This window comes from Halarchaeum grantii (assembly GCF_014647455.2).
In the GTDB taxonomy this organism is placed as follows: domain Archaea; phylum Halobacteriota; class Halobacteria; order Halobacteriales; family Halobacteriaceae; genus Halarchaeum; species Halarchaeum grantii.
The window spans coordinates 338,465-364,190 of the sequence record NZ_BMPF01000001.1 but is presented as its reverse complement, the minus strand read 5'-3'; the positions used below and the strand labels follow the sequence as shown (position 1 = coordinate 364,190).

General features: G+C 71.4%; 29 protein-coding genes. 17 read left to right on the top strand and 12 right to left on the bottom strand.

Features of this window, described 5'->3' with window-relative positions:
• The first annotated feature begins 6 nt into the window (after positions 1 to 6).
• The 3 genes from IEY12_RS01840 (at position 7) to IEY12_RS01830 (ending at position 4,567) form a co-directional block, all read left to right on the top strand.
• Complete coding sequence (locus IEY12_RS01840) at positions 7 to 471, top strand: Lrp/AsnC family transcriptional regulator (RefSeq protein ID WP_123076082.1); 465 nt, start codon at positions 7 to 9, stop codon at positions 469 to 471.
• Positions 472 to 627: 156 nt separating this feature from the next.
• Entirely contained in the window at positions 628 to 2,124 is a 1,497-nt protein-coding gene (locus tag IEY12_RS01835; RefSeq protein ID WP_188877633.1) for a proton-conducting transporter transmembrane domain-containing protein, read from the top strand.
• A complete protein-coding gene (locus tag IEY12_RS01830) occupies positions 2,114 to 4,567 on the top strand; it encodes a DUF2309 domain-containing protein (protein ID WP_188877629.1) in 2,454 nt (817 codons plus the stop codon). The genes IEY12_RS01835 and IEY12_RS01830 overlap by 11 nt, the downstream gene beginning before the upstream one ends.
• 4 nt (positions 4,568 to 4,571) lie before the next feature.
• On the opposite strand, the gene IEY12_RS01825 is transcribed toward IEY12_RS01830, so the two are convergent.
• Positions 4,572 to 4,847 carry a chorismate mutase gene (locus tag IEY12_RS01825; RefSeq protein WP_176969863.1) on the bottom strand — a complete coding sequence of 92 codons (276 nt, stop codon included), beginning with the start codon at positions 4,845 to 4,847 and terminating at the stop codon, positions 4,572 to 4,574.
• On the bottom strand, positions 4,844 to 5,695 hold the full coding sequence (locus tag IEY12_RS01820) for a shikimate kinase (protein ID WP_188877625.1): 852 nt from the start codon (positions 5,693 to 5,695) through the stop codon (positions 4,844 to 4,846). The genes IEY12_RS01825 and IEY12_RS01820 overlap by 4 nt, the downstream gene beginning before the upstream one ends.
• A 104-nt stretch (positions 5,696 to 5,799) precedes the next feature.
• On the opposite strand from IEY12_RS01820, the gene IEY12_RS01815 reads away from it, so the two are divergent.
• Positions 5,800 to 6,231, top strand: coding sequence for a DUF5796 family protein (locus IEY12_RS01815; protein ID WP_188877607.1), 432 nt, complete (start codon positions 5,800 to 5,802; stop codon positions 6,229 to 6,231).
• Position 6,232: 1 nt separating this feature from the next.
• Here the strand turns inward: IEY12_RS01815 and IEY12_RS15820 are convergent, their stop codons facing one another.
• On the bottom strand, positions 6,233 to 6,367 hold the full coding sequence (locus tag IEY12_RS15820; protein ID WP_255494067.1) for a DUF7128 family protein: 135 nt from the start codon (positions 6,365 to 6,367) through the stop codon (positions 6,233 to 6,235).
• Between the two features lie 77 nt (positions 6,368 to 6,444).
• On the opposite strand from IEY12_RS15820, the gene IEY12_RS01810 reads away from it, so the two are divergent.
• Positions 6,445 to 8,541 carry an AAA family ATPase gene (locus tag IEY12_RS01810; protein ID WP_188877604.1) on the top strand — a complete coding sequence of 699 codons (2,097 nt, stop codon included), beginning with the start codon at positions 6,445 to 6,447 and terminating at the stop codon, positions 8,539 to 8,541.
• Positions 8,542 to 8,586: 45 nt separating this feature from the next.
• Entirely contained in the window at positions 8,587 to 9,243 is a 657-nt protein-coding gene (locus IEY12_RS01805) for an HAD family hydrolase (protein ID WP_229870843.1), read from the top strand.
• A 12-nt stretch (positions 9,244 to 9,255) separates the two neighbouring features.
• Here IEY12_RS01805 and IEY12_RS01800 read toward each other — a convergent pair whose 3' ends face one another.
• Complete coding sequence (locus IEY12_RS01800) at positions 9,256 to 10,272, bottom strand: sensor histidine kinase (protein ID WP_188877601.1); 1,017 nt, start codon at positions 10,270 to 10,272, stop codon at positions 9,256 to 9,258.
• A gap of 83 nt (positions 10,273 to 10,355) precedes the next feature.
• Positions 10,356 to 13,199, bottom strand: a complete 2,844-nt coding sequence (locus IEY12_RS01795; RefSeq protein WP_188877598.1) for a DEAD/DEAH box helicase — start codon at positions 13,197 to 13,199, stop codon at positions 10,356 to 10,358.
• 91 nt (positions 13,200 to 13,290) lie between these two features.
• Between IEY12_RS01795 and IEY12_RS01790 the strand changes: the two genes are divergently transcribed.
• On the top strand, positions 13,291 to 14,070 hold the full coding sequence (locus IEY12_RS01790) for a creatininase family protein (RefSeq protein ID WP_188877595.1): 780 nt from the start codon (positions 13,291 to 13,293) through the stop codon (positions 14,068 to 14,070).
• A gap of 5 nt (positions 14,071 to 14,075) precedes the next feature.
• Here IEY12_RS01790 and IEY12_RS01785 read toward each other — a convergent pair whose 3' ends face one another.
• The 4 genes from IEY12_RS01785 to IEY12_RS01770 are packed head-to-tail and all read right to left on the bottom strand — an operon-like array spanning position 14,076 to position 17,896.
• A complete protein-coding gene (locus IEY12_RS01785; protein WP_188877593.1) occupies positions 14,076 to 14,225 on the bottom strand; it encodes a hypothetical protein in 150 nt (49 codons plus the stop codon).
• A gap of 39 nt (positions 14,226 to 14,264) precedes the next feature.
• Positions 14,265 to 15,002 (bottom strand): metallophosphoesterase, encoded by a 738-nt coding sequence (locus IEY12_RS01780; RefSeq protein ID WP_188877591.1) that lies wholly within the window; start codon positions 15,000 to 15,002, stop codon positions 14,265 to 14,267.
• A complete protein-coding gene (locus tag IEY12_RS01775) occupies positions 15,003 to 16,625 on the bottom strand; it encodes an RPA family protein (protein WP_188877588.1) in 1,623 nt (540 codons plus the stop codon). It lies immediately after the preceding gene.
• Positions 16,622 to 17,896, bottom strand: a complete 1,275-nt coding sequence (locus tag IEY12_RS01770; RefSeq protein ID WP_188877584.1) for a Single-stranded DNA binding protein — start codon at positions 17,894 to 17,896, stop codon at positions 16,622 to 16,624. Before IEY12_RS01770 ends, IEY12_RS01775 begins: the two co-directional genes overlap by 4 nt.
• A gap of 115 nt (positions 17,897 to 18,011) precedes the next feature.
• Here IEY12_RS01770 and IEY12_RS01765 point away from each other — a divergent pair, with 115 nt between their 5' ends.
• A complete protein-coding gene (locus IEY12_RS01765; RefSeq protein ID WP_188877581.1) occupies positions 18,012 to 18,527 on the top strand; it encodes a DUF6149 family protein in 516 nt (171 codons plus the stop codon).
• A gap of 116 nt (positions 18,528 to 18,643) precedes the next feature.
• A complete protein-coding gene (locus tag IEY12_RS01760) occupies positions 18,644 to 19,306 on the top strand; it encodes a 2,5-diamino-6-(ribosylamino)-4(3H)-pyrimidinone 5'-phosphate reductase (RefSeq protein WP_188877576.1) in 663 nt (220 codons plus the stop codon).
• Here the strand turns inward: IEY12_RS01760 and IEY12_RS01755 are convergent.
• Both IEY12_RS01755 and IEY12_RS01750 read right to left on the bottom strand, forming a co-directional pair.
• Positions 19,291 to 20,040 carry a nucleotidyltransferase domain-containing protein gene (locus IEY12_RS01755; protein ID WP_188877575.1) on the bottom strand — a complete coding sequence of 250 codons (750 nt, stop codon included), beginning with the start codon at positions 20,038 to 20,040 and terminating at the stop codon, positions 19,291 to 19,293. The two genes, IEY12_RS01760 and IEY12_RS01755, sit on opposite strands and share 16 nt — an antisense overlap.
• A gap of 16 nt (positions 20,041 to 20,056) precedes the next feature.
• Complete coding sequence (locus IEY12_RS01750) at positions 20,057 to 20,350, bottom strand: DUF7545 family protein (RefSeq protein ID WP_123076112.1); 294 nt, start codon at positions 20,348 to 20,350, stop codon at positions 20,057 to 20,059.
• Between the two features lie 104 nt (positions 20,351 to 20,454).
• On the opposite strand from IEY12_RS01750, the gene IEY12_RS01745 reads away from it, so the two are divergent.
• Positions 20,455 to 20,628: an HVO_2753 family zinc finger protein gene (locus IEY12_RS01745; protein WP_188877559.1), complete on the top strand. Its 174-nt coding sequence runs from the start codon at positions 20,455 to 20,457 to the stop codon at positions 20,626 to 20,628.
• A gap of 2 nt (positions 20,629 to 20,630) precedes the next feature.
• Positions 20,631 to 20,897 (top strand): elongation factor 1-beta, encoded by a 267-nt coding sequence (locus IEY12_RS01740; RefSeq protein ID WP_188877556.1) that lies wholly within the window; start codon positions 20,631 to 20,633, stop codon positions 20,895 to 20,897.
• Between the two features lie 90 nt (positions 20,898 to 20,987).
• Here the strand turns inward: IEY12_RS01740 and IEY12_RS01735 are convergent, their stop codons facing one another.
• Positions 20,988 to 21,674: an MBL fold metallo-hydrolase gene (locus IEY12_RS01735; protein WP_188877550.1), complete on the bottom strand. Its 687-nt coding sequence runs from the start codon at positions 21,672 to 21,674 to the stop codon at positions 20,988 to 20,990.
• A 112-nt stretch (positions 21,675 to 21,786) separates the two neighbouring features.
• On the opposite strand from IEY12_RS01735, the gene IEY12_RS01730 reads away from it, so the two are divergent.
• From IEY12_RS01730 to IEY12_RS01705, 6 genes are all read left to right on the top strand, one after another.
• The gene (locus IEY12_RS01730; protein WP_188877548.1) at positions 21,787 to 22,077 is read left to right on the top strand and encodes a 50S ribosomal protein L21e; all 291 of its coding nucleotides are present in this window, start codon (positions 21,787 to 21,789) and stop codon (positions 22,075 to 22,077) included.
• Between the two features lie 2 nt (positions 22,078 to 22,079).
• Complete coding sequence (locus IEY12_RS01725) at positions 22,080 to 22,439, top strand: RNA polymerase Rpb4 family protein (protein ID WP_123076121.1); 360 nt, start codon at positions 22,080 to 22,082, stop codon at positions 22,437 to 22,439.
• Between the two features lie 93 nt (positions 22,440 to 22,532).
• A complete protein-coding gene (locus tag IEY12_RS01720) occupies positions 22,533 to 23,105 on the top strand; it encodes a DUF655 domain-containing protein (protein ID WP_188877545.1) in 573 nt (190 codons plus the stop codon).
• 39 nt (positions 23,106 to 23,144) lie between these two features.
• Complete coding sequence (locus IEY12_RS01715; protein ID WP_188877543.1) at positions 23,145 to 23,978, top strand: 16S ribosomal RNA methyltransferase A; 834 nt, start codon at positions 23,145 to 23,147, stop codon at positions 23,976 to 23,978.
• Positions 23,975 to 25,123, top strand: a complete 1,149-nt coding sequence (locus IEY12_RS01710; RefSeq protein ID WP_229870835.1) for a mechanosensitive ion channel family protein — start codon at positions 23,975 to 23,977, stop codon at positions 25,121 to 25,123. The genes IEY12_RS01715 and IEY12_RS01710 overlap by 4 nt, the downstream gene beginning before the upstream one ends.
• On the top strand, positions 25,120 to 25,707 hold the full coding sequence (locus tag IEY12_RS01705) for a HemK2/MTQ2 family protein methyltransferase (protein ID WP_188877541.1): 588 nt from the start codon (positions 25,120 to 25,122) through the stop codon (positions 25,705 to 25,707). The genes IEY12_RS01710 and IEY12_RS01705 overlap by 4 nt, the downstream gene beginning before the upstream one ends.
• The last annotated feature ends 19 nt before the right edge of the window (positions 25,708 to 25,726 follow it).

Below are 25,726 nucleotides of genomic sequence, written 5' to 3'. Positions count from 1 at the left end.
ACCGGTATGTCCGCAGAAGACATCGACGAGGTCGACCGGGAGATCCTGTACGCCCTGCAGGAGGACGCCCGCACCCTCTCCTCGAGCGACATCGCGGAGCGCACCGGGACGTCGGGGAGCACGGTCCGAAAGCGCATCCAGCGACTCGAGGATGCGGGCGTGATCAAGGGGTACAGCGCCGAGGTGGACTACGAGCGCTCGGGCTATCCGATCCGGATGCTCCTCTTCTGCACGGCGTCGATCCACGAGCGAAGCGACCTCATTCCCGAGGTGCTGGCCATCGACGGCGTCGTCTCCGTACAGGAGCTCATCACGGGCGAGCAGAACCTCCTCGTGACGGCGGTCGGGCGCTCGGACAGCGACATCACGCCGATCGCGGAGGAGCTCCTCGACATGGGGATCACCGTGGCCGACGAGGTGCTCGTGAAGAGCCACGTGACGACGCCGTTCGGCCGCTTCGAGGAGGAGTGAGCGACCACGGCGCTCGCCGCCGACGAATCTTTCACGAAAGATAACGCATTCTATCGAACGAATCGGGAACACAAGAAGGTTTATTGCCCAATCCGTTCGTAGTGTGGGGTAGACGTGACCGGGCCCACCTCCCCGCGTCACGATACGCACAGAACGATGTCGGACACCCACACCACACGGACGATCGGAGCGCTCTCGGACGCCGCGACGCCGCAGTCGCCCTCGCGACTCCCCGCCGCGCTCACCCGACTCGTCTGGGTCCTGTGGGCCGCGAGCCTCCTCGTCCTCGGCGCCCACGTCCGCACGGGCGCCACGTGGGCGGTCGGGGGCGTCCTCGCCGTCGACGGCCTCACCGGCGTCATGTGGGTCGCCGCCACCTTCTTCAGCGGCATCGTCCACAGCTACTCGCGGCGCTACATGGCCGGGAGCGAGCGCGTCACCGCGTTCTTCGCGCGCATCACCGGCTTCACCGTCGTCGTGATGGTCCTCGTCGCCGCCGCGAACACCGCGCTCTTCGCGCTCGCGTGGCTCGCGATGGGGCTCATCATGGCCGACCTCATCGGCTACGCTCGCGACTGGCCCCAAGCGCAGGCCGCCGCGTCGCTCTCCCGCAGGTACTTCCTCGCGAGCAGCGCGCTCGTCGGCGCCGTCGCCCTCGCACTCTGGGCGACGACCGGCGCGACGACCTTCGACGGCGTCGCCGCCGTCGCCGACGCGCTCCCGCCCGCGGTCTGGCTTCTCGTCGCGGGCGGCCTCCTCCTCGCCGCGATGATCCAGTCCGCGCTCGTCCCCTTCCACACGTGGCTCCTCTCCTCGATGACCGCGCCGACGCCCGCGTCCGCGCTCATGCACGCCGGCTTCGTCAACGCCGGCGGCATCCTCCTCGTCCGCTTCGCACCCGTCGTCACCGCCGACGAGCGTTTCATGCTCCTCGTCGTCGCCGTCGGCGCCGCGAGCGCGCTCGTCGGCAAACTCCTCCGCACCGTCCAAGCGGACGTCAAGGGCCGCCTCGGCTGCTCGACCACCGGGCAGATGAGTTACATGCTCATGCAGGCCGGCCTCGGCTTCTTCGCCGCCGCCGTCACCCACCTCGTCCTCCACGGCTTCTACAAAGCCTACATGTTCCTCTCGAACGGGAGCCGCGTCACGCACACGACGCCCGGCCACGGTCACGGCGCGACGCCCTCGCTCACCGCCGTCGGCGCGCTCGCCACCGCCGCAACCGCCGTCGCGGGCGGCGCCGTCTTCGCCCTCCTCACCGGCGAGGGCCTCCACGCCGACAGCGGCCTCCTCCTCGCCGGCCTCGTCGTCCTGACGACGCTCCACGCGACCCGCCAAGCCCTCGGGCGCACCGGCGTCTCGCCCGCGATTCGGTACGGCGCCGTCGCGCTCGTCTTCCTCCCCGCCATCGCCGTCTACGGCCTCGTCTACGCCGCCGTCGAGGGCGTCCTCGCCGGCTCGGTGATCGCGAGCGCGCCCACCGATCTCACCGTCGTCCACGTCGCCGTCGCCGCCGCGTTCGCTCTCGTCTACTTCGCCATCGAGACCGGCGCGTATCGCCGCAGCGAACGCCTCTACGTCGCGCTCCGCAACGCGACGCAGCCAACCCCGGAGACCGTCACCGCGAACACGGAGGAGTACGATGCCTACTGAGCACGACACCGACGACGTCCGCGACCGCATCGCCACAGCCGCCGACACCGTCGGCACGAACTGGCCGATCCACTCGTTCGTCACCGCGAACCCCCTCGCGGGCTACGAGGACCGCCCGTTCCACGAGGCCGCCGAGCGCGCCGAGCGTCTGCGCGGCGGGCGCACCTACCCCGGCGTCGAGACGTTCCGCGACGCGTGGGAGCGCGGCCGGATCGACCCCGACGCCCTCCGCGCGGAACTCGCCGCACATGGCTACGACGCGGACCCCGAGACCTCCCTCGCCCGCCTCGCCGAGCGCGACGACTGCGACCCCGAGCGCGACGACGCGACCGCGCGCGTCGACCGCGCGCTCGCGAAGTGGCTCGCCGCCTTCTGCGACGAGGGCGAGGCGTCGTGGCCGATGCCGAACCGCGAGGCCGGCTTCTACGACGCCGTCCGCACGACCGCGCGCCACGACTCGCGGATCCCGAACGCCGCCTCGCTCGCCGACGCGCCCGACGACCCCGCCGCCGCCATCGCCGCCGTCCTCGCGGACGTCCCCCGCGAGCGCTGGACGGCCGTCTTCGAGGCCCACCTGAACGCCCTCCCCGGCTGGACCGGCCTCGTCAAATACCGCGTCGAGCGCGGCGACGAGTGGCAGGACGCCTACCCGATCACGCTCGTCGGCTACCTCGCCGCGCGCCTCCTCCTCGCCGAGCGCTTCGACGCGCCCCTCGACCCGCTCGCAGAGGGTGAGGCCGACACGCCGGACGAGCCGGACGTCCCGCTCGCCGAGGCGTGGCTGCGCGCGTGGGAGGCCTCCTATCGCGACGAGGTCGTCGACGCCGTCGCGGACGCGAGCGCGGCGCGCGCAGACGGTGACACCGAGGGCGACGCCGAGCGCGCGGACGCCCAACTCGTCTTCTGCATCGACACGCGCTCCGAGGTGTTCCGCCGCCACCTCGAGGCCGCCGGGGACTACGAGACGCACGGCTACGCGGGCTTCTTCGGCGTCCCGATGCGCTACGAGGGCTACGGCGCCGAGGCGAGCACGGACGCCTGCCCGCCGATCGTCGACGCCGAGCACCACGTCGGCGAGCGCCCGGCCGACGCCCACGCACACGAGCGCGCCGCCCACGACCGCTGGACGGGCCGCCTCCACGCCGGCGAGACGGTGTTGAAGGCCGTGAAGTCGAACGCCGCGACCGCGTTCAGCTTCGTCGAGAGCGCCGGGAGCGCGTACGGCGTCGCCCTCGCCGCGCGCACCCTCGTCCCCGAGCGCGTTCACGACCTCCGGGACGCCCTCGACGAGCGTCTCCCGAGCGTGCCCGACTTCTGCACGCCTACCGTCGAGCGCGACGGCACGCACGAGGGCGGCCTTCCCGTTGGGATGACTCACGAGGAGCGGGTCGAGTACGCGGCGGCGGCCTTCGAGACGATGGGTTGGGCGGAGTTCTCCCGCCTCGTCGTCTTCACCGGGCACGCGAGCGAGACGTCGAACAACCCCTACGAGGCGAGTCTCGACTGCGGCGCCTGCGCGGGCCAACCCGGCGGCCCGAACGCGCGCGTGCTCGCCGCCATCTGCAACGACGACGCGGTGCGCGACGCCCTCCGCGAGCGCGGCCACGAGCTCCCCGAGGACACCGTGTTCCTCGCCGCCGAACACAACACCACCACGGACGAGGTGACGCTCTACGACCGCGACGTCCCCGAGAGCCACGCCGCCGACGTCGAACGGCTCCGCGCGGACCTCGACGTCGCGCGCTCCGGCGCGGCCGCCGAGCGCGCCGAGGCGATGGCCGTCGACCCCGAGGACGCGACCCGCGAGACCGAGCGCCGCGCCGCCGACTGGGCGGAGACGCGCCCCGAGTGGGGGCTCGCCGGCAACGCCGCGTTCGTCGTCGGGCCGCGCGACCTCACCGCCGACCGCGACTTGGACGGGCGCGCGTTCCTCCACTCCTACGACTGGGAACGCGACGACGGCGACGCCCTCGCCGACATCTTCGCCGGCCCCGTCGTCGTCACGCAGTGGATCAACGCCCAGTACTACTTCTCGACCGTCGACAACGCCGCCTACGGCAGCGGCTCGAAGGTCACGCAGAACCCGGTCGGGAACGTCGGCGTCTATCAGGGCAACGGCGGCGACCTCATGACCGGCCTCCCGCTCCAGTCGCTCATGGCCGCCGACGACGACCCGTACCACCAGCCCCTCCGCCTCTCCGTCGTCGTCCACGCGCCCGTAGAGCGCGTCCGGGACGTCCTCGCCGACAACGAGCACGTCCGCACGCTCTGCGAGAACGGCTGGCTCTCGCTCACCGTCGTCGACCCGACGCGCGGCCACGACGCCTACGAGTACGACGGCGAGTTCGCCCGCGTCGAGGCGACGGAGCCGGAGGCCGACCCCGAGGGTGTCGACGCCGGGGACGCCGCGCCCACTGACCCCCTCCTCGCGGCGGACGACTGAGCGCCTACTGCTCCTCGCGCGACTGGCGCTGCTGGACCTTGTTCAACTCGATGAGCAGCCGGAAGACGGCCTTGACGAGGTTCGAGTCGAGGTCGAAGGACTCGGCGTTCCGCCCGGCGCGCGCCATCACGGCCTCCTCTTGGGCCTCGTCGGTCGTCGCGAGGTCCTGCTGCTCTTTGACGCCGGCGACGGCGTCCGCGACGTAGGTGCGTCGCGCGATGAGTTCGACGATGTCGCGGTCGATCTCCTCGATCTCCTCGCGGAGCTCGTCGAGGCTCATCTCGTCCGTGCGCCGTCGTGCTGCGTCGTCGTGAGGAACGTCGTTCCCGGTCTCGTCTCCCATGATTCCTGTAGGTTCTCGAGGGCCGCCCGCTCGCCGACGGCGACGTAACTCGGGCCGGTCCCGGAGAGCGAGACGCCGTCGACGGCGGGCATGGCTTCGACGAGCGGGTCGCTCGAGAAGCCGAGCGCCCCGCAGAACGCGAAGCCGTTGATGGTCATCGCGAGGCCGTAGCGGCCCGCGAGCGCCAGTTCTTCGACGTGCTCTGCGAGCGGCGCGATGCGCGCACAGCGCGCGGCGTCCGCGTCCGCGCTGAACGCCTGCTCGTCCGGCGTCCAGACGAGGACGTCCCACGTGGGATCGTCGCGCGCGAGCAGGACGTCCCGCTCGTTGTCGGTGACGGTGAGGCCGCCGAGCATGCTCGCGCTCGCGTCGTCGTACGCGCCGGTGACGGTGACGCCGACGTCGCGCGCGGCCTGCACGCCCAGTAGCGCGGCGTCCTCGCGCGAGACGGCTTCCGCCTCGCCGAGCGCGTCGAGTGTCGCGAGGACGGTGGCGTTCGCGGCGGCGCTCGAGGACTTGAGGCCGGCCGCCATCGAGATCTCCGACTCCGTCTCCACGTGCCCGCCGCGCTCGCCGTCGCCGTAGGTCTCGCAGACGAGTTCGACGCAGCGCTCGACGAGGCGGGTGTCCGCGTCGGGTTCGCCGACGACCGACCCCGTGACGTCGCTCCCGCCGAGTTCGACGGTCGCGCTGACGTAGCGGTCGATGGCGAACGCGGCGCCCCGGCCGGTCGCGAGCGCGTTCAGCACGGTGCCGGCTGCGGGGGCCTCGGCGCTGCCGTCCATGCGTGTGAGTAGCCGACGTGGCACTTACCGTTGGCGGTCTCGACAACCGCTCCGCGACTCACGGAGAGCGCGGCGCTTTTGCGCGCGAACGCGCAAGTCGAGGTATGAGCTATCGGAACGACGTCGCGCCGGAGACGCTCCCGGTCGAGCTGACGGAGGACGGGATCGTCGTCACGTACGCGGACGGTCGCGAGACCTTCTACCACGGCGCCCCCGAGCGCCACGAGGGGACGCTCCGGACGAGCCCCGGGATGAACGTCCAGGTGCTCGTCTGCGACCCGACGGAGACGGAGGGCGTGATGCTCTACGTGAACGACCGGAACACGCACGACGACATCCTCGAGGGGACGGGCGTCGGGCGCGTGATGCTCGAGCCCGGCGAGACGGAGGAGGTCTTCCCGGGCGTGACGGTGGAGATGGACGGCTACGCCGCGGAGATCACCGCGGACCCGGAGGTCGCGCGCGGGCGAGTCTTCGTCTTCGAGGAGGACGAGATGAGCGAGTACAGCTTCGAGCTGTTCGCGCCCGAGGCGTAGGCTACTGCAAGTACGAGGGCTCTTCGGCGTCGCAGGTCTCCTCGTGGCTCTCGGCGTCCTCCTTCGCGTCGAACATCAGTCCACATTTCTCACAGCGGTACCAGGTCATCTCGTCCCGCTGGGTTTCCTCGACCATACTCGAGTTCTCGGCACCCGTCGTGTTAGGCGTTTTCCCCGCAGTAACCCTTTTGCGCCGGAGCGAGAACTCCAAGTATGAGCGAGGATTCGGGTCGCCGACTCGTCGTCCGCGAGGCCGCGCCGCGCGACGCCGGGCGCGGTATCGTCCGCCTCTCGGACGCCGTCAGACGCGACCTCGGGGTGTTGAGCGGTGACACCGTCCGCATCGTCGGCGCGGGCGCGACCGTCGCGAAGGTGTGGCCGGACGCGACGCTGGACGCGGACGAACTCCGCATCGACGGCGCGACGCGCACGAACGCCGGCGTCTCGGTGGGCGACACCGTTCGCGTCGAGAGGGCCACCGTCCGCGAGGCCGAGCGCGTCGTCGTGACGCCGTCGGTCCCGCCCGCGCGCGAGCGCGCCGCCGTCGAGGACGCGGTGCGCGACGCCCTCTTCGACCGGCCGGTGAGCGAGGGCGAGACCGTCCGCGTGGACGCGCTCGGCGAGATCGGCGAGTTCCGCGTCACGCACACCGACCCGGGGTCGGACGTCGTCGTCACCGGCGAGACGAGCGTCGAGGTCGCGGTCGAGGAACCGGGCGCGGGCGCGAACGCGGACGCCGGCACGGGCGACGGGGCGGGCGTCGGCGTCACCTACGAGGACGTCGGCGGCCTCGGCGAGGAGCTCGCCGCCGTCCGCGAACTCGTCGAACTCCCCCTCACCGACCCGGGGCGATTCCGCCGGATGGGCGTCGAACCGCCGAAGGGCGTCCTCCTCTACGGCCCGCCCGGTACCGGGAAGACGCTCATCGCGCGCGCCGTCGCGAACGAGGTGGACGCGCACTTCGTGAGCGTCTCCGGCCCCGAGATCACCTCGAAGTACAAGGGCGAGTCCGAGGAGCAACTGCGCGAGGTGTTCGAGGAGGCGCGCGAGCACGCGCCGAGCATCGTCTTCTTCGACGAGTTCGACGCCATCGCGGGCGAGCGCGACGACGCGGGCGACATGGAGAACCGCATCGTCGGCCAGCTCCTCAGCCTCATGGACGGCCTCGAGGGCCGTGGCGAGGTCGTCGTCATCGCCGCGACGAACAGGGTCAACGCCATCGACCCCGCGCTCCGGCGCGGCGGGCGCTTCGACCGCGAGATCGAGATCGGCGTCCCCTCGCGCGGGGGTCGCGCGGAGATCCTCGACGTCCTCACGCGCGGGATGCCGCTCGCCGACGACGTCGACCTCGGGACGTTCGCGGACCGTACGCATGGGTATGTCGGCGCGGACCTGCGCGCGCTCGTCACGGAGGCGGCGATGGCGGCGATCCGCGACGACCGGGACACCGTGACGCGCGCCGACCTCGAGACGGCGTTCGCTTCCACGGACCCGTCCGCGATGCGCGAGGTGGTCGCGGAGTCCCCGGACGTCTCCTTCGACGACGTCGGCGGCCTCGCTGAGGCGAAAGCCACCCTCCGGGAGGCCGTCCAGTGGCCGCTCCAGTACGCCTCCCTCTTCGAGGCCGCGCACACCGACCCGCCGACGGGCGTCCTCCTCTACGGCCCGCCCGGCACGGGGAAGACGATGCTCGCGCGCGCCATCGGCCACGAGAGCGGCGTGAACGTCGTCCGCGTCGCCGGCCCGGAACTCGTGGACAAGTACGTCGGCGAGTCCGAGAAAGCGGTTCGCGAGGTCTTCGAGCGCGCGCGACGCACCGCGCCCTGCGTCGTCTTCTTCGACGAGATCGACGCCGTCGCGAGCGCGCGCGGCCCGGACACGAGCGAGGCCACCGAGCGCGTCGTCAGCCAACTCCTCACCGAACTCGACGCGGCGGCCGAGAACCCGAACCTCGTCGTGCTCGCCGCGACCAACCGTCGCGACGCCCTCGACCCCGCACTCCTCCGCCCCGGGCGCTTCGAGACGCACATCCACGTCCCGCGACCCGACGAATCCGCACGCCGGGCCATCCTCGGGGTGCACGCCCGCGAGAAGCCGCTCGCCGAGGACGTGGACCTCGACGCCGTCGCCGAGCGGACGGACGGGTACACGGGCGCGGACCTCGCCGCCGTCGTTCGCGCCGCCGCCCTCGACGCCATCCGCGACACCGTGGACGCCCACCCGGGGGACGCCGCCGACCACCCCGAGGACGTCCGCATTCGCGGCCGACACTTCGAGGACGCGCTGGAGCGATACGCGGCGTCGCGGTAGCCGCGCGGCGACAGATAGACGGGGCCGTCCCACCTCCCGTCGAGTATGGCAATCGAAGCCGTCGTCTTCGACATGGACGGCGTCGTCGTGGACTCGGAGGACTACTGGCGCGAGCAGATCGCCGACATTCTCGCGGAGGCCGTCCCCGGTGCCGAAATCGACCCGGCGCGCGTCGTCGGCATCAACGTCTACGACCAGTACGATATGCTCGAGGCGGAGGGCTACGACCTCGCGGTGGACCGCGAGGGCTACTTCGACCTCTACGACCGCTACGCCGAGCAACTCTACACGGAGCACGCCGCGCTCACGCCGGGGTTCCACGACCTCCTCGACGACGTCGCGGCGCGCGGCCTCCCGGTCGGCCTCGTCACGTCCTCGTTCCCGTCGTGGGTGTCGTCGGTCTTCGAGCGCTTCGACCTCGACGAGCGCTTCGACGTCGTCGTGACCGCCGGCGGCGAGGACGTTCCCGGGAAGCCCGAGCCCGACCTCTACGAGCTCGCGGCCGAGCGCCTCGGCGTCGCGCCGGCGGCGATGCTCGTCGTCGAGGACTCCGAGCACGGCGTCGCGGCGGCGACGAGCGCGGGCGCGCACGTCGTCGGCTACAGCCACGGCGCGAGCGCGGACATGGACCACTCGGCGGCGGACGCCGTCGCCACCTCGCCCGCCGACCTCCGCGAGCGCGTGCGCGCCGGACTGGAGTGAGAAAGAGGGGCCTCAGGCCGCCGGGAGCGTCACCGTCACCGCCGTCCCCCCGAGGTCGGAGTCATCGAAGGTGAGCGACCCGCCGTACTCCTCGACGACCCAGCGGACGAGCCAGAGGCCGAGGCCGCTCCCGTGCTCGAGCTGCGTGATCTCCCGCTCGCCGGAGACGAGTTCGCGCTCCGTCTCCGAGATGCCGGGGCCGTCGTCGGCGACCGTGATCGCGACCGCGCCGCCGCGCGCCGCCGCGCGCACCTCGACCGTCGGCGTCTCGCTCCCGTTGTGCTCGACCGCGTTCTCGACCAGCTCCGTCACCGCGTCGTCGAGGTGGCTTCCGGCGGACACCGCGAGGCCGCCGGGCGCGTCGAGGTCGATGTCGGCGTCCGGGTAGCGCTCGCTGACGTCCGCGACGACGGTTTCGCAGACCGCGCTCGCGTCCATGCGGCGTCGCTCCTCCCCGATGGCGTCCTCGACGGCTTGGACGTTCTCGTTCATCTCCGAGAGGTTGTTCGCGACGCCCTCGATGCGCTCGGCGGCGTCCGGTGCGGTGTCGCGCACCGCCTCGACGGCGAAGAGGAGGTTCTGGGCCTCGTGCCGAAGGTTGTGCCGGACGAGCGTGTTGACGACGGCGAGGCGCTCGCGCTCGGTCGCGAGTTCCTCCGCGCGGATGCGCCGGACGTCGTACACGCCGATGATGACGTGCGCGACCGCGCCCGCCGAGAGCGCGACCGCGAAGAGGAAGCCCGCGTCCTCGACCGGCCGGTACGTGAAGAGGAGCGTGAAGACGACGCCGAGGACGACGATGCCGAGGAAGTTCCAGCCCGCGATTCGGAGGGCGTTCGTCTGCGAGACGTCGAGCCGATAGACGACGGCGCCGACCGCGACGAGGCCGAGCGAGACGAGGACGCCGACGACGCCGAGGACGATGCCGAGCGGCGGCGGTCCCGCGAGCAGGTGATCGAGGATCGGCACGAGCAGGATGACGCCGGTGGCCGAGAGCGACCCGGCGGCGACGAGGCGGAGCGGTTTCATCTGGGGATACCCCGGTCTTCGCCCGCCCGCGAATTAAGTGTGGTTCCCGACGGCGAGCGCGGTGAGGCCGGCGAAGAGCGCGCTCACCAGAAGGCCTTCGTGCGGGCGTATTCGCGTTCGCGCTCGAGGATGTCGCGGTAGAAGTCCGCCTCGTCCTCGCGGTGGTTGTTGATGACGCGCGCGGCGTTCTGCGGGCCGACGCCGCGCGCGGCGAGCGCGACGACGGCCTTCTTCCCGTGGCTCTGGACGATGCTCGCGTTCCGGTAGGCGCGCTCCACGCGTTTCTCCTGCTCGCCGTCGCGCGACTCGGGGTCGGCGTTGAGGGCGTCGACTACCTCGTCGGCCCACGGGGAGAGCGCGGCGATCCGCGTCGACCCACAGCGCGGACACTCCGGTTGCTCGCGCACCCTGCGGACCTTCGTCTCCTGCTCCCACTCCCCGCAGTGGAGGCAGACGAGGTTCACGCGGTCGTCCATGAGGCGCTCCCGGACGGCGCGCACGACGCTCGCGTCCGCGTTCTCCGGCGTGAGGAGTTCCTGCCCCGAGGAGCGGCCGCCGGCACCGATGGGGGTGTGCTCGCCGTGGCGGACGACCTCGAGGGACTCGGACCGGACGCGGGCGAGGACGTCGCTCGCGCCCTCGACGTCGAGGTCCGTGTGGAACACCTCGCGGAGCGCCTCGTCGTAGACCGGCGTGTCCTCTAGCGCGCCCATGATGCGGTTCAGGCCGACGCCGTCGCCGCCCTTCGAGCGGTCGAGCGCGCCGAACTTCGCGGCGACCTGTGCGAGCGTGAACTTCAGCGCGTCCGAGCGCTTCAAGGACAGTTCGAGGAGCGCGGCGACGTGCTCGGGGTCGGTCTCGCGCAGTATCGCCTCCGCCTCGCTCGCCCGGACGCCTTGGGGCACCTCGAGTTCGACCCTGTACGGGCCGCTGTCGAGGCCCACGGACGAGCCGGTGCGCTGGCCGAGGAGCGCCGAGAGCAGCCGCCCGAGCGTCTCGTTCACCTCGTGGCCGAACGCGGCGTTCAGCCGGATGGCGCGGCCCTGCGCCTCGATCACGACCCGGTCGTCCGTCGGCACGGGCGCGCCGGCCTCGACCTGCCGCGCGATCGGTTCGAGGCCGGTCGCGACGGTCGCCGCGTCGGCGGGATAGCGGGTCGCGACGTCGCGCGCGACCGCGTCGAGGCCGGCGCCCGCCTCGAACTGCGCGGCCGCCGCGGCGCGCATCTCGCCGACCTCCTGGGCGACGTCGTAGGGCACCGGGATCTCCGAGCCCGTCCACGACGGCACCTCACCGCCCGGGTCGGCGATCGGCGAGACGTTCACGCGCCCCTCCTCCTCGTCGATCTCCGCGATCCGCCACATCTCGCCGCGCTGGATGAACGTCTCGCCGGGTTCGGCGAAGTTCACGACGAAGCGCTCGTCGAGCGTCCCGACCTGCCGGCCGGCCGCCATGTCGTAGACCTCGTAGGTCTCCTCGTCCGGGATCATCGAGAGGTTCGCGTAGACGTACTGCCACGTCCCGCCCGACGTGGAGAGCTCGTCGTCCGCCTCGTTCAGGTAGAGCACTCTGTTGCCGTGGAGCTCGCGGACGACCTCCCGGAAGGCCTCCTCGTCGAGGTCGCGGAACGGATAGGCCCGCGTGACGATGCGGTAGGCGCGCCGGGCCGAGACGTCGCCGAAGTCCATCGCGATGCCCGCGAGCTGGTTCGCGACCGTGTCGAGGCTCCCGTGGTGGATGTTCACCGTCTCCACCTCGCCCGCGCCGGCGCGGCGCGCGATGGCGAGCGCCTCCATCACCTCGTCCGGGTGCGTCGCGACGACCGTCCCCGAGGAGACGGCGTCGCGGCGGTGGCCGGCGCGCCCGACGCGCTGGAGGAGGCGCGCGACCTCGCGCGGGCTGTTGTACTGGACGACGTGGTCGATGTGCCCGACATCGATGCCGAGCTCCATCGAGGACGTGCAGAGCATCGCGTCGAGCTCGCCGGCCTTGAACGCCTCCTCGACCTCGATGCGGGCGTCCTTCGAGAGGCTGCCGTGATGGACGCCGACGTTCGCACCGGCCTCCTTGAAGCGCGAACCGAGCGCCTCCGCCGTCTGGCGGGTGTTCACGAAGACCAGCGTCGAGTCGTGTCGCTCGACGAGCTCGCGGATGGCCCGGACGTGACTCGCCATCTCCGGCGTCGTCAACAGCTCGTTGCTCAGGCGTTCGTCGCTCTCGCGGACCTCGGGCGCGACGACGTCGAACTCGACCTGCGAGGTGACGTCCACCTCCACGATGTCGACGTCGCGCCCGCCCGTGAGGAAGTTCCCGACCTCCTCGGGGTCACCGACCGTCGCGGAGAGGCCGACGCGCTGGAACGCCCCCGAGAGCTCGCGGAGACGTTCGAGGCCGATCGCCAACTGCGCGCCGCGCTTCGCGCCCGCGAGCTCGTGCACCTCGTCGACGACGACGTGTTCGACGTCGCTCAACGCCGTGCGGAGTTTCTCGCCCGTCAGCATCGCCTGCAGGGTCTCCGGCGTCGTCACGAGGACGTCCGGCGGGTCGTTCGCCTGCTTCGTGCGCTGGTACTGCGTCGTGTCGCCGTGGCGGACGTCCACGTCGATGTCCAGTACCTCCCCCCACCAGTCGAGGCGCTCGCGCATGTCGCGGTTCAGCGCCCGCAGGGGCGTGACGTAGAGCGCGCTGATGCCGTGGACGTGTCCGTCGGCTTTGCGCTCGGCGATGGCGTCGAGCACGGGGAGCATCGCCGTCTCCGTCTTCCCCGTCCCCGTCGGCGCGACGACGAGGGCGTCGTGTCCGGCGACCAGCGGCGGGATCGCGCGCCGCTGTGGCTCCGTCGGCGTCTCGAACCCGCGTTCGGAGAGCGCGTCCCGGACGGGGTCGCCGAGGCGGGCGAACGCGTCCACGACGCCGGTCTCACTCATCGCCGGAAGAAGGGCCGGAAGCGAGTTAAGCCCCTCGCCGGCCGCGAACCCCACCCCAAGCTTTCTCGCCCCGGCGCGCGTGTCACCGCGCATGCATCTCGCCGACGCGGCGTGGCCCGACCTGGAGGCGTACTTCGAGGCGGAGTCGCTCGCCATCGTCCCGCTCGGGAGCACCGAACAGCACGGCCCCCACCTCCCGCTCGCCACCGACCACCTCATCGCCGAGGCGTTCGGCGACGAGGCCGCCGAGCGCACCGGCTACCTCCGTGTGCCCACGGTGCGCGTCGGCGTCAGCCCCCACCACCGCCAGTTCCCCGGCACCGCGTGGGTGGACGCGCCCGTCTTCCGCGACTACGTCGAGTCCTACGTCCGCAACCTCGCCTACCACGGCATCGACCGCGTCGTCTTCGTGAACGCGCACGGTGGGAACGTCCAGCACCTCCGCGAGGTCGGGCGCCGACTCCGCGACGACGACGTCGCGTACGCCGTGGAGTGGATGTGGAACGAATCCATCCCCGACCTCGTCGACGACGCCTTCGAACAGAACGGCCCGCACGCCGGCCCGAAGGAGACGGCTCTGATACAGCACCTCCGCCCCGACCTCGTCCACGACGAGCGTCTCGCCGAGGCCCGCGACGGCGGCGCGGTCGACCCCGAGGCGTCCATCCGCACCCGCAACGGCGCCGCGACCTTCTACGACACCGTCGAGAACTCCCCGAACGGCGCGTTCGGCGACCCGACGGCCGCCAGCGCCGAGAAAGGCGCGGAGCTCTTCGACGCCGCGAGCGACCAGCTCGAAGCGCTCTGCGAGTGGCTTGCCGACAGAGAGTGGGCGGAACTCCGTGCGCCCGAGCGCGTCACGAGCGAGTAAGCGTGTCAGTATCGGCGGTCGCGTCGCATGAGGAGGGCGACGCCCGCCACGACGAGCGCGAGACCCCACCAGAGCTCGTCGCCGGGCAGGGCGAGTAACAGGAGCGTGACGATCCCGGAGGAGAAAAGCGACCAGCCGAGCGTCGAGTCAGCCATGCTCCGGAGACGTGCCACGACGGGATAGTCTCGGTGGCCTCAGAGCCCACGGTAGGGGCCGAGGCGCGTGCCATCACACAGGTACGCGTCGGCGTCCGGGCACGCCTCGGGGAGGAACGGCGCGAGGAACTCCTGCCCCGCGACGTTCACCCACGTCCCGCCGCTGTAGTTGTTGAACGCCGGGCAGACGACGAGCTCGCCCGCGACGTCGAGCGGTGCGTCGTAATGCTCTGCGAACGCCGCACCGTCGAGGGGCCCGCGGAGCCAGACGCGCTCGACGCGGCTCCCGCCGACGTCGTCCTCGAGACGCACCGCCGGATGCTCGTGGCCCACGCAGACCACGTCCGCTTCGAGGACCTCTCGGGCCGGCCACGTGTGGCCGTGGCAGAGGCCGACGTCGCCGAAGCGCGCGCCTTCGGCCGGCGTCGCCTCGACGTCGAGCGCCTCCGCGAGGCCGCCGTCGTGGTTCCCGCGCACGAGCGTCACCGGCACGGGGAGTTCGGCGACGAGCGCCTCGAGCTCCGCGAGTTCGGTATCCTCGGGCTCGCCGATCGAGTGCCCGAGGTCGCCGAGGAAGACGACGCGCTCGACGCCCTCGGAGACGACGAGGGAGAGCACGCGGTCGCGGCGCTCCTCGGCGCGCGAGCGGGCTTCGAGACCGTCCCGGCGGAGCGAGCGCTCGATGCCCGCGTGGTAGTCCGCGACGACGAGGGCCGACTCGCCCCCGAGGTCGGCGACGGCGGCCGGCCGGTCGGGGACGGGTTCGACCCGCGCCATCTAGATGGCCTTCAGGTGGTCGTCGCCCGACTCGTAGCACCGACCGCTCATGAGCGCGGACTGGATGGCGTCCGCGATCTCGTCCTCGTCCGCGTCCGTCTCCTCCATAACGGTGCGCACGAGGTCGTCGCGCTCGGCGCCGTCGCCGTCGTCGAGTTCGTCCATGTAGTCCACGACGAGGTCTTCGAGGTCGAGGTCGGCGGGCGCGGATTCGGCGTCCGACGCCTCGGACTCCGGCTCGTCGTACGCGTCCTCGGTGTAGTCGTCGCTCGTCTGGTCGTCGGGCTCGTCGTCGGGAGACGGCTCGAAGTCACCGAGCGAGCTCCCGGTCTCGTCGGCCGCCGCGTCGTCCGGCGAGCGGTCGCTCTCGTCGTTCCCGTCGCTCTCGGGGATCTCCGTCCCGCTGGAGAAGCCGACATCGAACTCCTCCTCGACCTCGGCGCGCGTCTCCTCGTCCATCTCCCACTGCTCGTCGTCGTCCGCATCGGACGCGGACGCGCTCTCCTCGGTATCAGCGGTCGCGGCGGTGTCGCCCGCATCCGGCTCGAAGTCATCACCAGAACGCCGAGCGTTCTGGTTCGCAGACGAATCGCTGCGCGAGTCGTCGACGTCCGGGGACGGCTCGGCCTCGTCCGTGGCCGTCTCGCCCTCCGGGGTCGCCTCGGTTCGGACCGACTCGACGTCCGCCGTCGCGGTTTCGGCGTCGGCCGTCTCGGCATCGGCTTCTTCCGTCTCAGCCTCGGTGGTCTCACCCTCGGTGTCGCCCGCGTCCGACTCGAAGTCGTCCGGGGACGGCTCCGGTTCGTCGGTGACGGCTTCGCCCTCCGGGGTCGCCTCGACGTGCTCGTCCATCGTCGCCGTCGTCTCCACGTCGGCGAGTTCCGCGTCCGCGTAGGAGAGGTCGGCGTCCGTCCCGTCGCCCTCGTTCGGCGCGAGCGCGAGTTCCGCGACCTCGTCGCGCTCGCCCGCGACGACGCGCGAGGCGTCGAGGGCGAGTTCGCGCACCGCCGCGAGATACGCGGGCGTCGTCCCGTAGTGGTCGATGGCGTGCGAGATGCCGGACGCGAGCCCGTACGGGACGTCGCGTTCGGCCAGCGCGTCCGTCAGCTCGTCGCCGCGCTCCGGCATGTCGAGGGCGTCCGCGAACGTCGAGACGCGCGCGAGCGTCCGCTCAGTGGTCGTGACGACCCAGCGGTCGCGGGTCTCGGGTGTCACCGCGTTCACGCTCTCCGGCCGGATCGAGGTATAGACCTGCTCGGAATCCTCCGGGCTGAACGTGCGCGCTTTGCCCGTCACAGCGACGAACGACGGCACGTCCGCGTTCTCCAGCGACGCGAGCGCGTCCGGCTGGTACTGGCCGGCGTAGACGACGAACGCGCCCGTCGGGTCGACGACGCGAGCGCGCACGACGTCCTCGTTCACCTGCTCGACGGACGTGAGGACGCCGACGACGAACAGGCGGTTGACGCGCGCGCCCGTCGGCGTGACGACGTAGTTCGGCGCGCGCTCCTCCTCGCTCTCGGCGTACTGGTAGTCCGCGTCGTCGAACTCGGCGGCGAAGAGGCGCCACGCGACCTCGCGGCGCGGCCGGTCGTCCTCGGAGTCGGAGTCGTTCGCGCTCACGCCGACACCTCCGTGAGGAGGGCGTGCGCGCGCTCGGCCGGGTCGCCCGCGCTCTCGCGGAACCGGACGGCCTCGAGGTTCGCGCCGTACTCGTCGACGGAGAGGTGCCCGCGTACCTCGTACTCCTTCCCGACGACCGACTCGCGGATGTCGTCCGCGACGACCTCCTGGTCCATCGCCTCGCGCGCGGCGTCGAGGGCGTCCTCGAGCGTGCCCCCGTAGACGTCTTCGGTCGTCTCCCGGTCGAGGACGACCGTCGTCGTCCCGGTGCCGTCGTCGAGGATGGCCTTCACGCGCAGGTCGTCCTCGCCGTCCACTTGGCCGTGCGTGCGACACTGCCCCTTCTGGATGACGCGCCCGCACTCCGGGCAGCGCTGGATGAGTCCGGAGCCGTCTCGGACCTCGATGACGTTCCCGACGAGTTCGACGTCGTACGCGCCACCGCCCGAGACGGCCTCGCGGACGGTCATTCGCGTCGGGCCGCCCACCTCGACGGCCGCCTCGCGCGGCGCGACCACGGAGAATTCGGAGATATTGACCTCCGGGACGCCGCGGAACTCCCGGACGTACGCGTTCTCGATGTGGACGCTCGCGCCCTCCTCCTCGAGGGCGGGCGTCGGCTCCCACGCCGTGAACGGCAGGCGCGCGGACTCGTCGCCGAGGACGCCGGAGAGAATCTCCGTCTCGCCGTCGCGCCCGTCGATCGTCTTACGTTCGACCTCGACGACCCGCACGTCGAGGGCGACGCCACGGTCGCCCGAGTCGAGCTCCGCGAGCGACGCCTCGCCGCCGACGTCGTAGGGGACGTCGAGCGTCTGGTCGACGGTCGTGACGGTCGAGGACTCGCCGAAGTTCAACTCGGGGTAGCCCTCGTACTCGCGGACGCCCGCGTTCCCGATCTGGACGACATCGCCCGCCGAGAGCCCGAAGTCCTCCCACGCCGTGTAGGAGAGCTTCCCGGTCTCGTCGGCGAGTTCGCCCTCGAAGATGACGTGGTCGTCGCCGTTGTAGCGGATCGAGCGCTTGCCCACGGTCAGGAGCGTCGCGGTGACGGTGACGTTCCCGGAGTCGGGGGAGACGTCCGCGAGGTCCGCGGACGTCGGCGTCGAGGACCCGCCCCCCGAATCGCCGCCGTACTTCCGGCGGAGGCTCTGCTTGGCCTCCTCCATCGGCACGCTGTACTCCACGAGATTGCGGAGTCCCTCTGCGACCTCCTCTTTGTCAACACCGAGGTCGGAGGCGAGCTCCTCGGCGTGATCGTCTACATCCATCATCGGGAGTTGGGGCGGGGGACGTAAAAGCGTTCGTCGCGCGAGCGCGCGCAATGGCGAACGGGCCGACGGCGCGGCCCGAACGACCTTCCCCGCGCCGCCGCTCTGCCGACGCATGCGGCTCTACCAGACGTGGCGCAACTACGCGGTACAGCTCGCGCTCGGCACCCCGGTCGTCGACTCGGTCGTCCGCGACTGGCTCGTCGACCTCCACACGGAGTTCTTCCGCGACGCGAGCGAGCGCGACGCCGCTGCGCGCGAACCCCACCTTCGCGCCGTCTTCGAGGCGTCGATCGCCGTCTACGAGCGCGCGCTCGCGGAGGGCTACCCGGAGAGTCACGCCCGCGAGATAACGCACGTGCAGGGTGCCTTCGACTTCGCGAACCACGGCTGGGGAGAACTCCTCGAGTTCCCCCCGGAGGAACGCGACGCCTACTACGAGAAGTACCGCGACTTCTTCGAGCGTCACGACTGCACGCTCGAGGCGCCCTTCGGCGAGTTCGCGCCCGCCGGCGGCTTCCCGTCCGCACCCGAAACCCCGGGACGACTCGACGGCGAACTGCCGTTCGCCGAAGCGGGCCACGTCGACGGCATCTACCTCCACACCGACCACGCGGGCGTCCGGGAGTAACGCGAGGGCGGGCGAGCGACGCGTGAGGGGCGGTGCGACGTGAGGCGTCGGGACGCACGGACGGGGCGCCCGCCGCGAACCCGAACGGTTTCCCCGTTCGCCCCGCGATGGCGCGTATGCACGTCCTCGTGAACGCCGCGACGAGCGTGGACGGGAAGCTCGCCTCGCGGCGTCGCGAACAGCTGACGATCAGCGGTCCCGAGGACTTCGCGCGCGTCGATCGCCTGCGCGCGTCCTGCGACGCCGTGATGGTCGGCGTCGGCACCGTCCTCGCGGACGACCCCTCGCTCACCGTGAAGGACGACGACCTCGTCGCCGAGCGCGAGGCGCGCGGCGAGTCGCCACAGCCCGCGCGCGTCGTCGCCGACTCGCACGCCCGGACGCCGCCGGACGCCGCCGTGCTCGACGACCGCGCGCGCTCGGTCGTCCTCGTCGCCGACGCCGAACCCGACGAGCACGCCGCCGCCCTCGACGCCGCCGGCGCGGACGTCGTCGTCGCCGGCGGGAACCGCGTCGACCTCCGTGGGGCGCTCGCCGACCTCGACGCGATGGGCGTCGAGCGCCTCATGGTCGAGGGCGGCGGCGAACTCATCTTCTCGCTCTTCGAGGCCGGCCTCGTCGACGAGCTCACCGTCTACGTCGGGAGCCTCCTCGTCGGGGGTCGCGACGCCCCGACGCTCGCCGACGGCGACGGCTTCGTCTCCGACTTCCCCGACCTCGAACTCGCGGACGTCGAGCGTCTCGACGACGGCGTCCTCCTCTCCTACACCGTCGCGTAGGCGTCCGCGAACGCCGCGCGGACGAACTCGTTCACGCGCTCGCGCTCGACAGTACGTCCGGCGTGCGCGTCCGGAGCCACGTCGCTCGGCAGGTCGAAAAGGTCGTCCGGGCACGCGTCCACGGCGGCGTCCCCCTCGCCCGCGCGCTTTCGTTCGACGAGGGCGCGCGCCGCCTCGACCCACGCGTCCGGGAAGCGCGCGGCTTCGGCGTCGAGGAACGCGCGAAAATCGGGGTCGGGGAACGCGTGTGTCGCGAGCACGTAGCGCGCGTAGAGCGCCGCGCGCACCGCGTGGAGTTGCGTCGAAACGGACGCCGCGTCCTCGCGCCCGCTCTCCGCGAGCGAGCGGTAGTGGTGGTAGGCGTCGATGGGTGAGAACGACGACAGCGCGTGCTCGCGGAGGGCGTCGAACCCCGGGCAGACCCGATAGACGACCGGGCTCGCGAGGAACTCGAGCGCCGTGGGGTTCGACGCGACGAGGAGCTCGGCGAACCGCGTGAGGTTCCACGCGCGGACGTCCACGCCGTCGAACGTGCCGTGGACCGCCGGGACGTAGCCGTCGAGGACGACGTATTTCGCGGGTGGCTGGGCGTAGACGACGCCGACGTCGTGGTCGCTCGCCGGCCCGGCGTAGCCCCACGCGCGGCTCCCGACTTCGGCAACGGCGCAAGGAGAGACGTCGTGCTCGGCGCACAGGGCGCGGAGCGCGTCCGCAACCGGCTCCGGCGCCGTCACCGGGGGCGTCACGGCGTCAGTGCGAGTGGCCGGTCGCCTCGCCGTAGGAGACGCCGAAGCGCTCCTCGAAGAGGTCGAGCGTCTCCGACTCGATGGCCTCGAGCTCGTCGCTCGCCTCGCCCTGCCCGTGGTGGGCGAACTGGTGGGCGCGGTTCGCGAAGCCCATCAGCGCGATGTCCGCGACGACCTGCGCCTGCGACTCGTCGTCCTCCTCCGCGAGGAGGTCCACGAGGCCCGCCGGGAGTTCGAACTCGTCGCTACCGTCCGGTCCGTCGACGGTGAACGTCACCGTCTCGACGTCGTCGGTCATGATGCGCGGGTTCGAACGACCCGTCCAAAAGCCTGCCGAAGCCTCGCCCCGCCTCGCTCGCACAAGACAAGAGTTAAAACTGCTCGCGCGGCTACCGTGTTCGTATGAGCGAAGGTCGACAGGCGCGCAAATGCGTCTCCTGTGGGATCAACATCTCCGGGACGAACGCCGCGGCGTTCAAGTGCCCGGACTGCGGCACGCAGATCTACCGCTGTGCGAAGTGCCGCAAGCAGAGCAACCTCTACGAGTGTCCCGACTGCGGGTTCCGGGGGCCCTAACGATGGGGAAGGTCGCCGCCGTCCTCAAGGTCATGCCGCAGAGCCCCGAGATCGACCTCGACGAGCTGAAAGAGCGCCTCGAGGACTCCCTCCCCGAGGGCGCGAAGCTCCGCGGCTTCGAGCAGGAGGAGGTCGCCTTCGGCCTCGTCGCGCTCCTCCCCACCGTCGTCGTCCCCGACGACGCGGGCGGCACGGAAGCCGTCGAGGAGGCGTTCACGAGCGTCGACGGCGTGGAGTCCGTGCAGGTGCAGGAGACCGGCCGCATATAACGCGAGCGCGCCACAACTCGTTCTCTCCCGAGCGACCGCCGCTCGGTGTCGTTTCCGCCCACAGCCGTCGCTCTCCTCGCTCCCCGCGCGTCACTCCTCAGCGTCCGCGACGAGTTCGCGGAACCGCTCGGGGCCCGCCTCGACGTGGCCGCCGTGGTAGCAGAGCACGTCCGTGAACGCGAGCTCCGCGAGCCGCCCGAGCGACTCGTAGGCGCGCGCCACCTCCGGCGTGAAGCGCTCCGCCGGCCCGACGAGTTCGCCGTCCTCGGCGACGGTGGCGTCCGCCGCGAGGAGGACGCCCGTGTCCGGGAGGTAGCAGGAGACGTGGCCAGGTGTGTGCCCGGGCGTCGCGACGACCTGCAGGGGGCCGACGGCCGTCCGGAGTTCGACGCCGTCGACGACCTGTACGTCGACCGGGGCGGGCGCGTAGCGGTCGTCGGGGTCGCCCTTGACCGGGTCCGCGAGACCCTCGACGACGGGCGCGTCGTCGCGGTGCGCGAACACCGTCACGGGGTGTTCGAGGCGGTCGCAGAGCGGCGCGAGGCCGCCCGCGTGGTCGCCGTCCTGGTGCGTGAGGAGGACGTATCGGACGTCATCGAGGCTGTGGCCGTGTTCGGCGAGTCCCGCCTCGAGCTGGTCGAGCGTGTGCGCGAAGCCCGCGTCGACGAGCAGGACGCCACCGTCGGGGAGTTCGACCGCGCTCGGGTGGAACACCCGCTCGCCGCCGTCCGTGTCGAGCGTCACCGGGAGGTCGAAGACGCCGTCTGCGAGTTCCATAGGTGCGGGTGGTGGCGCCGCGTGCATAACGGTTGAGGCGGCGGCACCTCCCACGGCGAGTCGGGAACGTGCGTTTTATAACCGAGACGCCAGTACGACAGCACATACGACTATGCCGAGCTCCAACGGACCCCTCAACAGCACGCGGAAGAAGCTCGCCAACAAGCCCCGAGAACGCGGTACCTCCCCGCCCGCTCGCGCCGTCGCGGAGTACGACGAGGGCCAGAAGGTTCACCTGAAGATCGACCCCTCGGTGAACGAGGGTCGCTTCCACCCGCGCTTCTCCGGGCACACCGGTGAGGTCGTCGGGAAACAGGGCCGCGCGTTCAAGGTCCAGATCGACGACGGCGGGAAGGAGAAGACGCTCATCGTCAAGCCCGCGCACCTCCGCGCGCAGGAGTAAGCGTGACGATCTTCAAGGAGACCGTCGACGAGGAGTTCCTCACCGTCTCGGAGGCGCGTGACCTCCTCGCCGACGTCGAGGCCGAGCGCGCGGCCGACGAGGAGCGCGAGCTCCGCTACGAGCTCTCGCGTGCCGTCGAGCACGTCGACCGCTTCGCGGTGCTCGAAGGCGAGGAGTCCCGCGAGCTCGTCGAGGACCTCCTGGAGCTAGAGCAGATCGCGGAGACCGCGACCGCCGTGAAGATCGCGGACCTGCTCCCGCGCAACCGCGACGAACTCCGCGCCGTCTTCGCCCAAGAGCGCTACGCGCTCTCCGGGGACGAGCTCGACGAGGTGCTGAACGTCGTCGCGAAGTACGCCTGATCGCCCGCGTTTCTCCGCAGTGGCGTGTGATCCGCCCCCACGAGCGGGTCCACCGGCCGACCTTTTAAGAACTCCCTCGTCCTACGGTCGCCCATGAGCGACACCCCTTCGGACGACGGGACGAACGCCGTCGTCCTCGACGTCCTTCGGCACGGCCGCTCGGACGACGATAGAGCGGCCTTCCGCCGCCAGCAGGTCGGCCTCGCCGTCGCGGCGGACGACTTCACGCTCTACGAGTTCGTGATGAGCGACGACGCGGACGTCTCGATCGGCGACCGCGTGCGCGTCGCACCCGACGCCGAGGCGGGCATCGAGCGCGTGAACGAGGTCGAGTACGCCGACCTCTCGCCGGGCGCGCAGTCCGAACTCGAGTACGTCGTCGAGGAGCTCGTCGAGGCGAACGAAGCGGATTTCGTGGCGTTCTACAACGACGCCCAGCCGGTCTCCCTGCGCCTCCACCAGCTGAACCTCCTGCCGGGAATCGGCGACACCCTCCGGGACAACATCCTCGACGAGCGCAAGCGCGGCCCCTTCGCGGACTTCGCGGACCTCGAAGAACGCGTCTCCGGGCTTCACGACCCGAAGGAGACCATCGTCGAGCGCGTCCTCGCCGAACTGAAGGACGAGGACGTGAAGTACCGCGCCTTCGTCGGCACCGAGCGCTAAGAGGAGGCTTTACACCGGGCGGGAGCGTACCGGCCGCTAATGACCGAGCGACGGGATCCCGACGCGCTCATCCGGCGCGCGGGCCGTGGCAACCCCGATTTCGACCAGCACTTCCTCGTCGACGACCGCGTCCTCGACCGCATCCCGACGTACGCGGAGTCCTTCGACCGCTCGCACGTCCTCGAGATCGGCGCGGGGCCGGGCGCGCTCACCGACCGCCTGCTCGCGGTCGCCGAGCGCGTGACGGTCGTCGAACGCGACCCCGACTTCGCGTCCTTCCTCCGCGAGGAGTTCGCCGACGCCGTCGCGGACGGCGCGCTCACCGTCGTCGAGGGCGACGCCCTCGAGGTCGCACTCCCCGACTACACCTGTAGCGTCTCCAACCTCCCGTACTCGGCGTCGAGCGAGATCGCGTTCCGCCTCCTCCCGGAGTCGAAGCCGGCGGTGCTGATGTTCCAGCGGGAGTTCGCGGAGCGGATGGCGGCGAGCGTCGACGACGACGCCTACGGCCGCTTGAGCGTCACCGCACAGCACTACGCGGACATCGAGGTCGTCGAGACCGTCCCGAAGGAGGCCTTCGACCCGCAGCCGCGCGTCGCGTCCGCGCTCGTCCGCGTGACGCCGCGCGACCCGGCGTACGAGGTTGAGGACGAAGCGTTCTTCCTCGACTTCGTGAAGGCGCTGTTCACGCAGCGCCGCAAGAACGTCCGGAACGCGATCCGGAACACCGCGCACATCTCGCACCTCGGCGACCCGGAAGCGGTCGTCGAGGCGGTCGACGAGGACCTGCTACGCAAGCGCCCCGGGAACCTCGCGCCGGAGACGTTCGCCGAACTCGCGGCGCTCGCCGCCGCCCACGGTGAGCCGATGTGACGCCGGCGCTCGCGCTCGTCTCGCTCCCCGACCTCGCGACGCACTGGAGCGACCTCGCGCTCTCGCTCGGGTCGGTCGTCGCGTTCGTGGTCGTCTGGTGGGCGATACGGAGGGTCGCGGACAGGGTGCGGGGCGAGTTCGGCGCGCGCCTCCTCGACCTCCTCCTCGGGCTGCTGTTGCTCGGCCTCCTCGTCGCGGAGGGGAGCGCGCTCGTCTACATCTGGAACGTCGAGGCGCGTCTCTTCGAGATACTGCGCCAGATCGGCGACCCGATCACGGTCGGTGCGCGCGCGTTCGTCTCGCTCGCGATCGCGGCGCTGACGTACGTCGCGACGGGCGTGATCAGGCGCGCGATAGAGAACGTGGCGAAGCGCCGCGACGGCATCACCGACCACGAGGTCGAGATCACCTTCCGCCTCGTTCAGGTGGGTATCTACCTCGTGTTGACGTTCGTGTTGTTGCGTATCTGGGGCGTCGACCTCTCGGGGTTCCTGATCGGCGCGGGGTTCCTCGGTATCGTCCTCGGGATGGCGGCGCGCCAGACGCTCGGTGCGGTGCTCGCGGGCTTCGTGTTGATGTTCGCGCGGCCGTTCGAGATCGGCGACTGGGTGGAGGTCGGCGAGAACGAGGGCATCGTCACGGAGATCAGCATCGTGAACACGCGTATCCAGACCTTCGACGGCGAGTACGTGATGCTCCCGAACGACTACGTGGGTTCACAGGAGGTTATCAACCGCTCGCGAAAGGGCCGACTCCGCCTGCACGTCGAGGTCGGCGTGGACTACGGGGCGGACGTCGATCAGGCGGTCGAGGTCGCCGAGGAGGCGATGCGCGACGTCGAGGAGGTGCTCTCGGTGCCGCGCCCGCAGGCCGTCCTCACGTCGTTCGGCGACTCGGCGGTCACGATCGACCTCCGGTTCTGGATCGACAAACCGAGCGCGCGCCGGAAGTGGCGCGCGCACACGGCGATCATCTCGGCGGTTCACGAGACGTTCGACGAGCACGACATCAAGATCCCCTTCCCGCAGCGCGAACTCTCGGCGCGGCCCGAGGCCGAGGGACTCCGCGTTCGCGACGGGGCGGACGCGCCGGTTGACGACGTGGACGACGCGGACGTCTCGGGGTCCACGGAGGGCGAGCGATGACGGACGAGTCGGACCTCGCGGCGCGTCGCGGTATCGAGACGGACGTGTACGATCCGGCCGAGGACTCGCGACTCCTCGCGGACGTTGCGAGCGACGCGGTCGGGAGCGGCGACACCGTCCTCGACGTCGGCACGGGGTCGGGCTACGTCGCGTCGACGGTCGCGGCGGAGACGGGCGCGCGCGTCGTCGGGTCGGACCTGAACCCGCACGCGTGTCGGCGCGCTCGAGACGCCGGAATCGAGGCGGTGCGCGCGGACCTCGTCGCGCCGTTCCGTGAGGGAGCCTTCGACGCCGTGCTGTTCAACCCGCCCTACCTGCCGGCGGACGCGGCGGCGGCGCGCGAGGACTGGATGGAGGTCGCGCTGACGGGCGGCGAGACGGGGCGGGAGGTCGTGGAGGCGTTCCTCGACGACGTCGGGCGCGTGCTCGCGCCGTCCGGGTACGCGCTCGTACTCGTGAGCACGCTGACGGGCGTCGATGAGGTCGTGGAGTACGCGGGTGCGCGCGGCTTCTCGGCGGCGGCGGCGCTCGCGGACGAGTCCTTCCCATTCGAGACGCTGACGGTGTTGAAGCTCGTCCGGTAACGGTTTGTCCGCGTCGGCG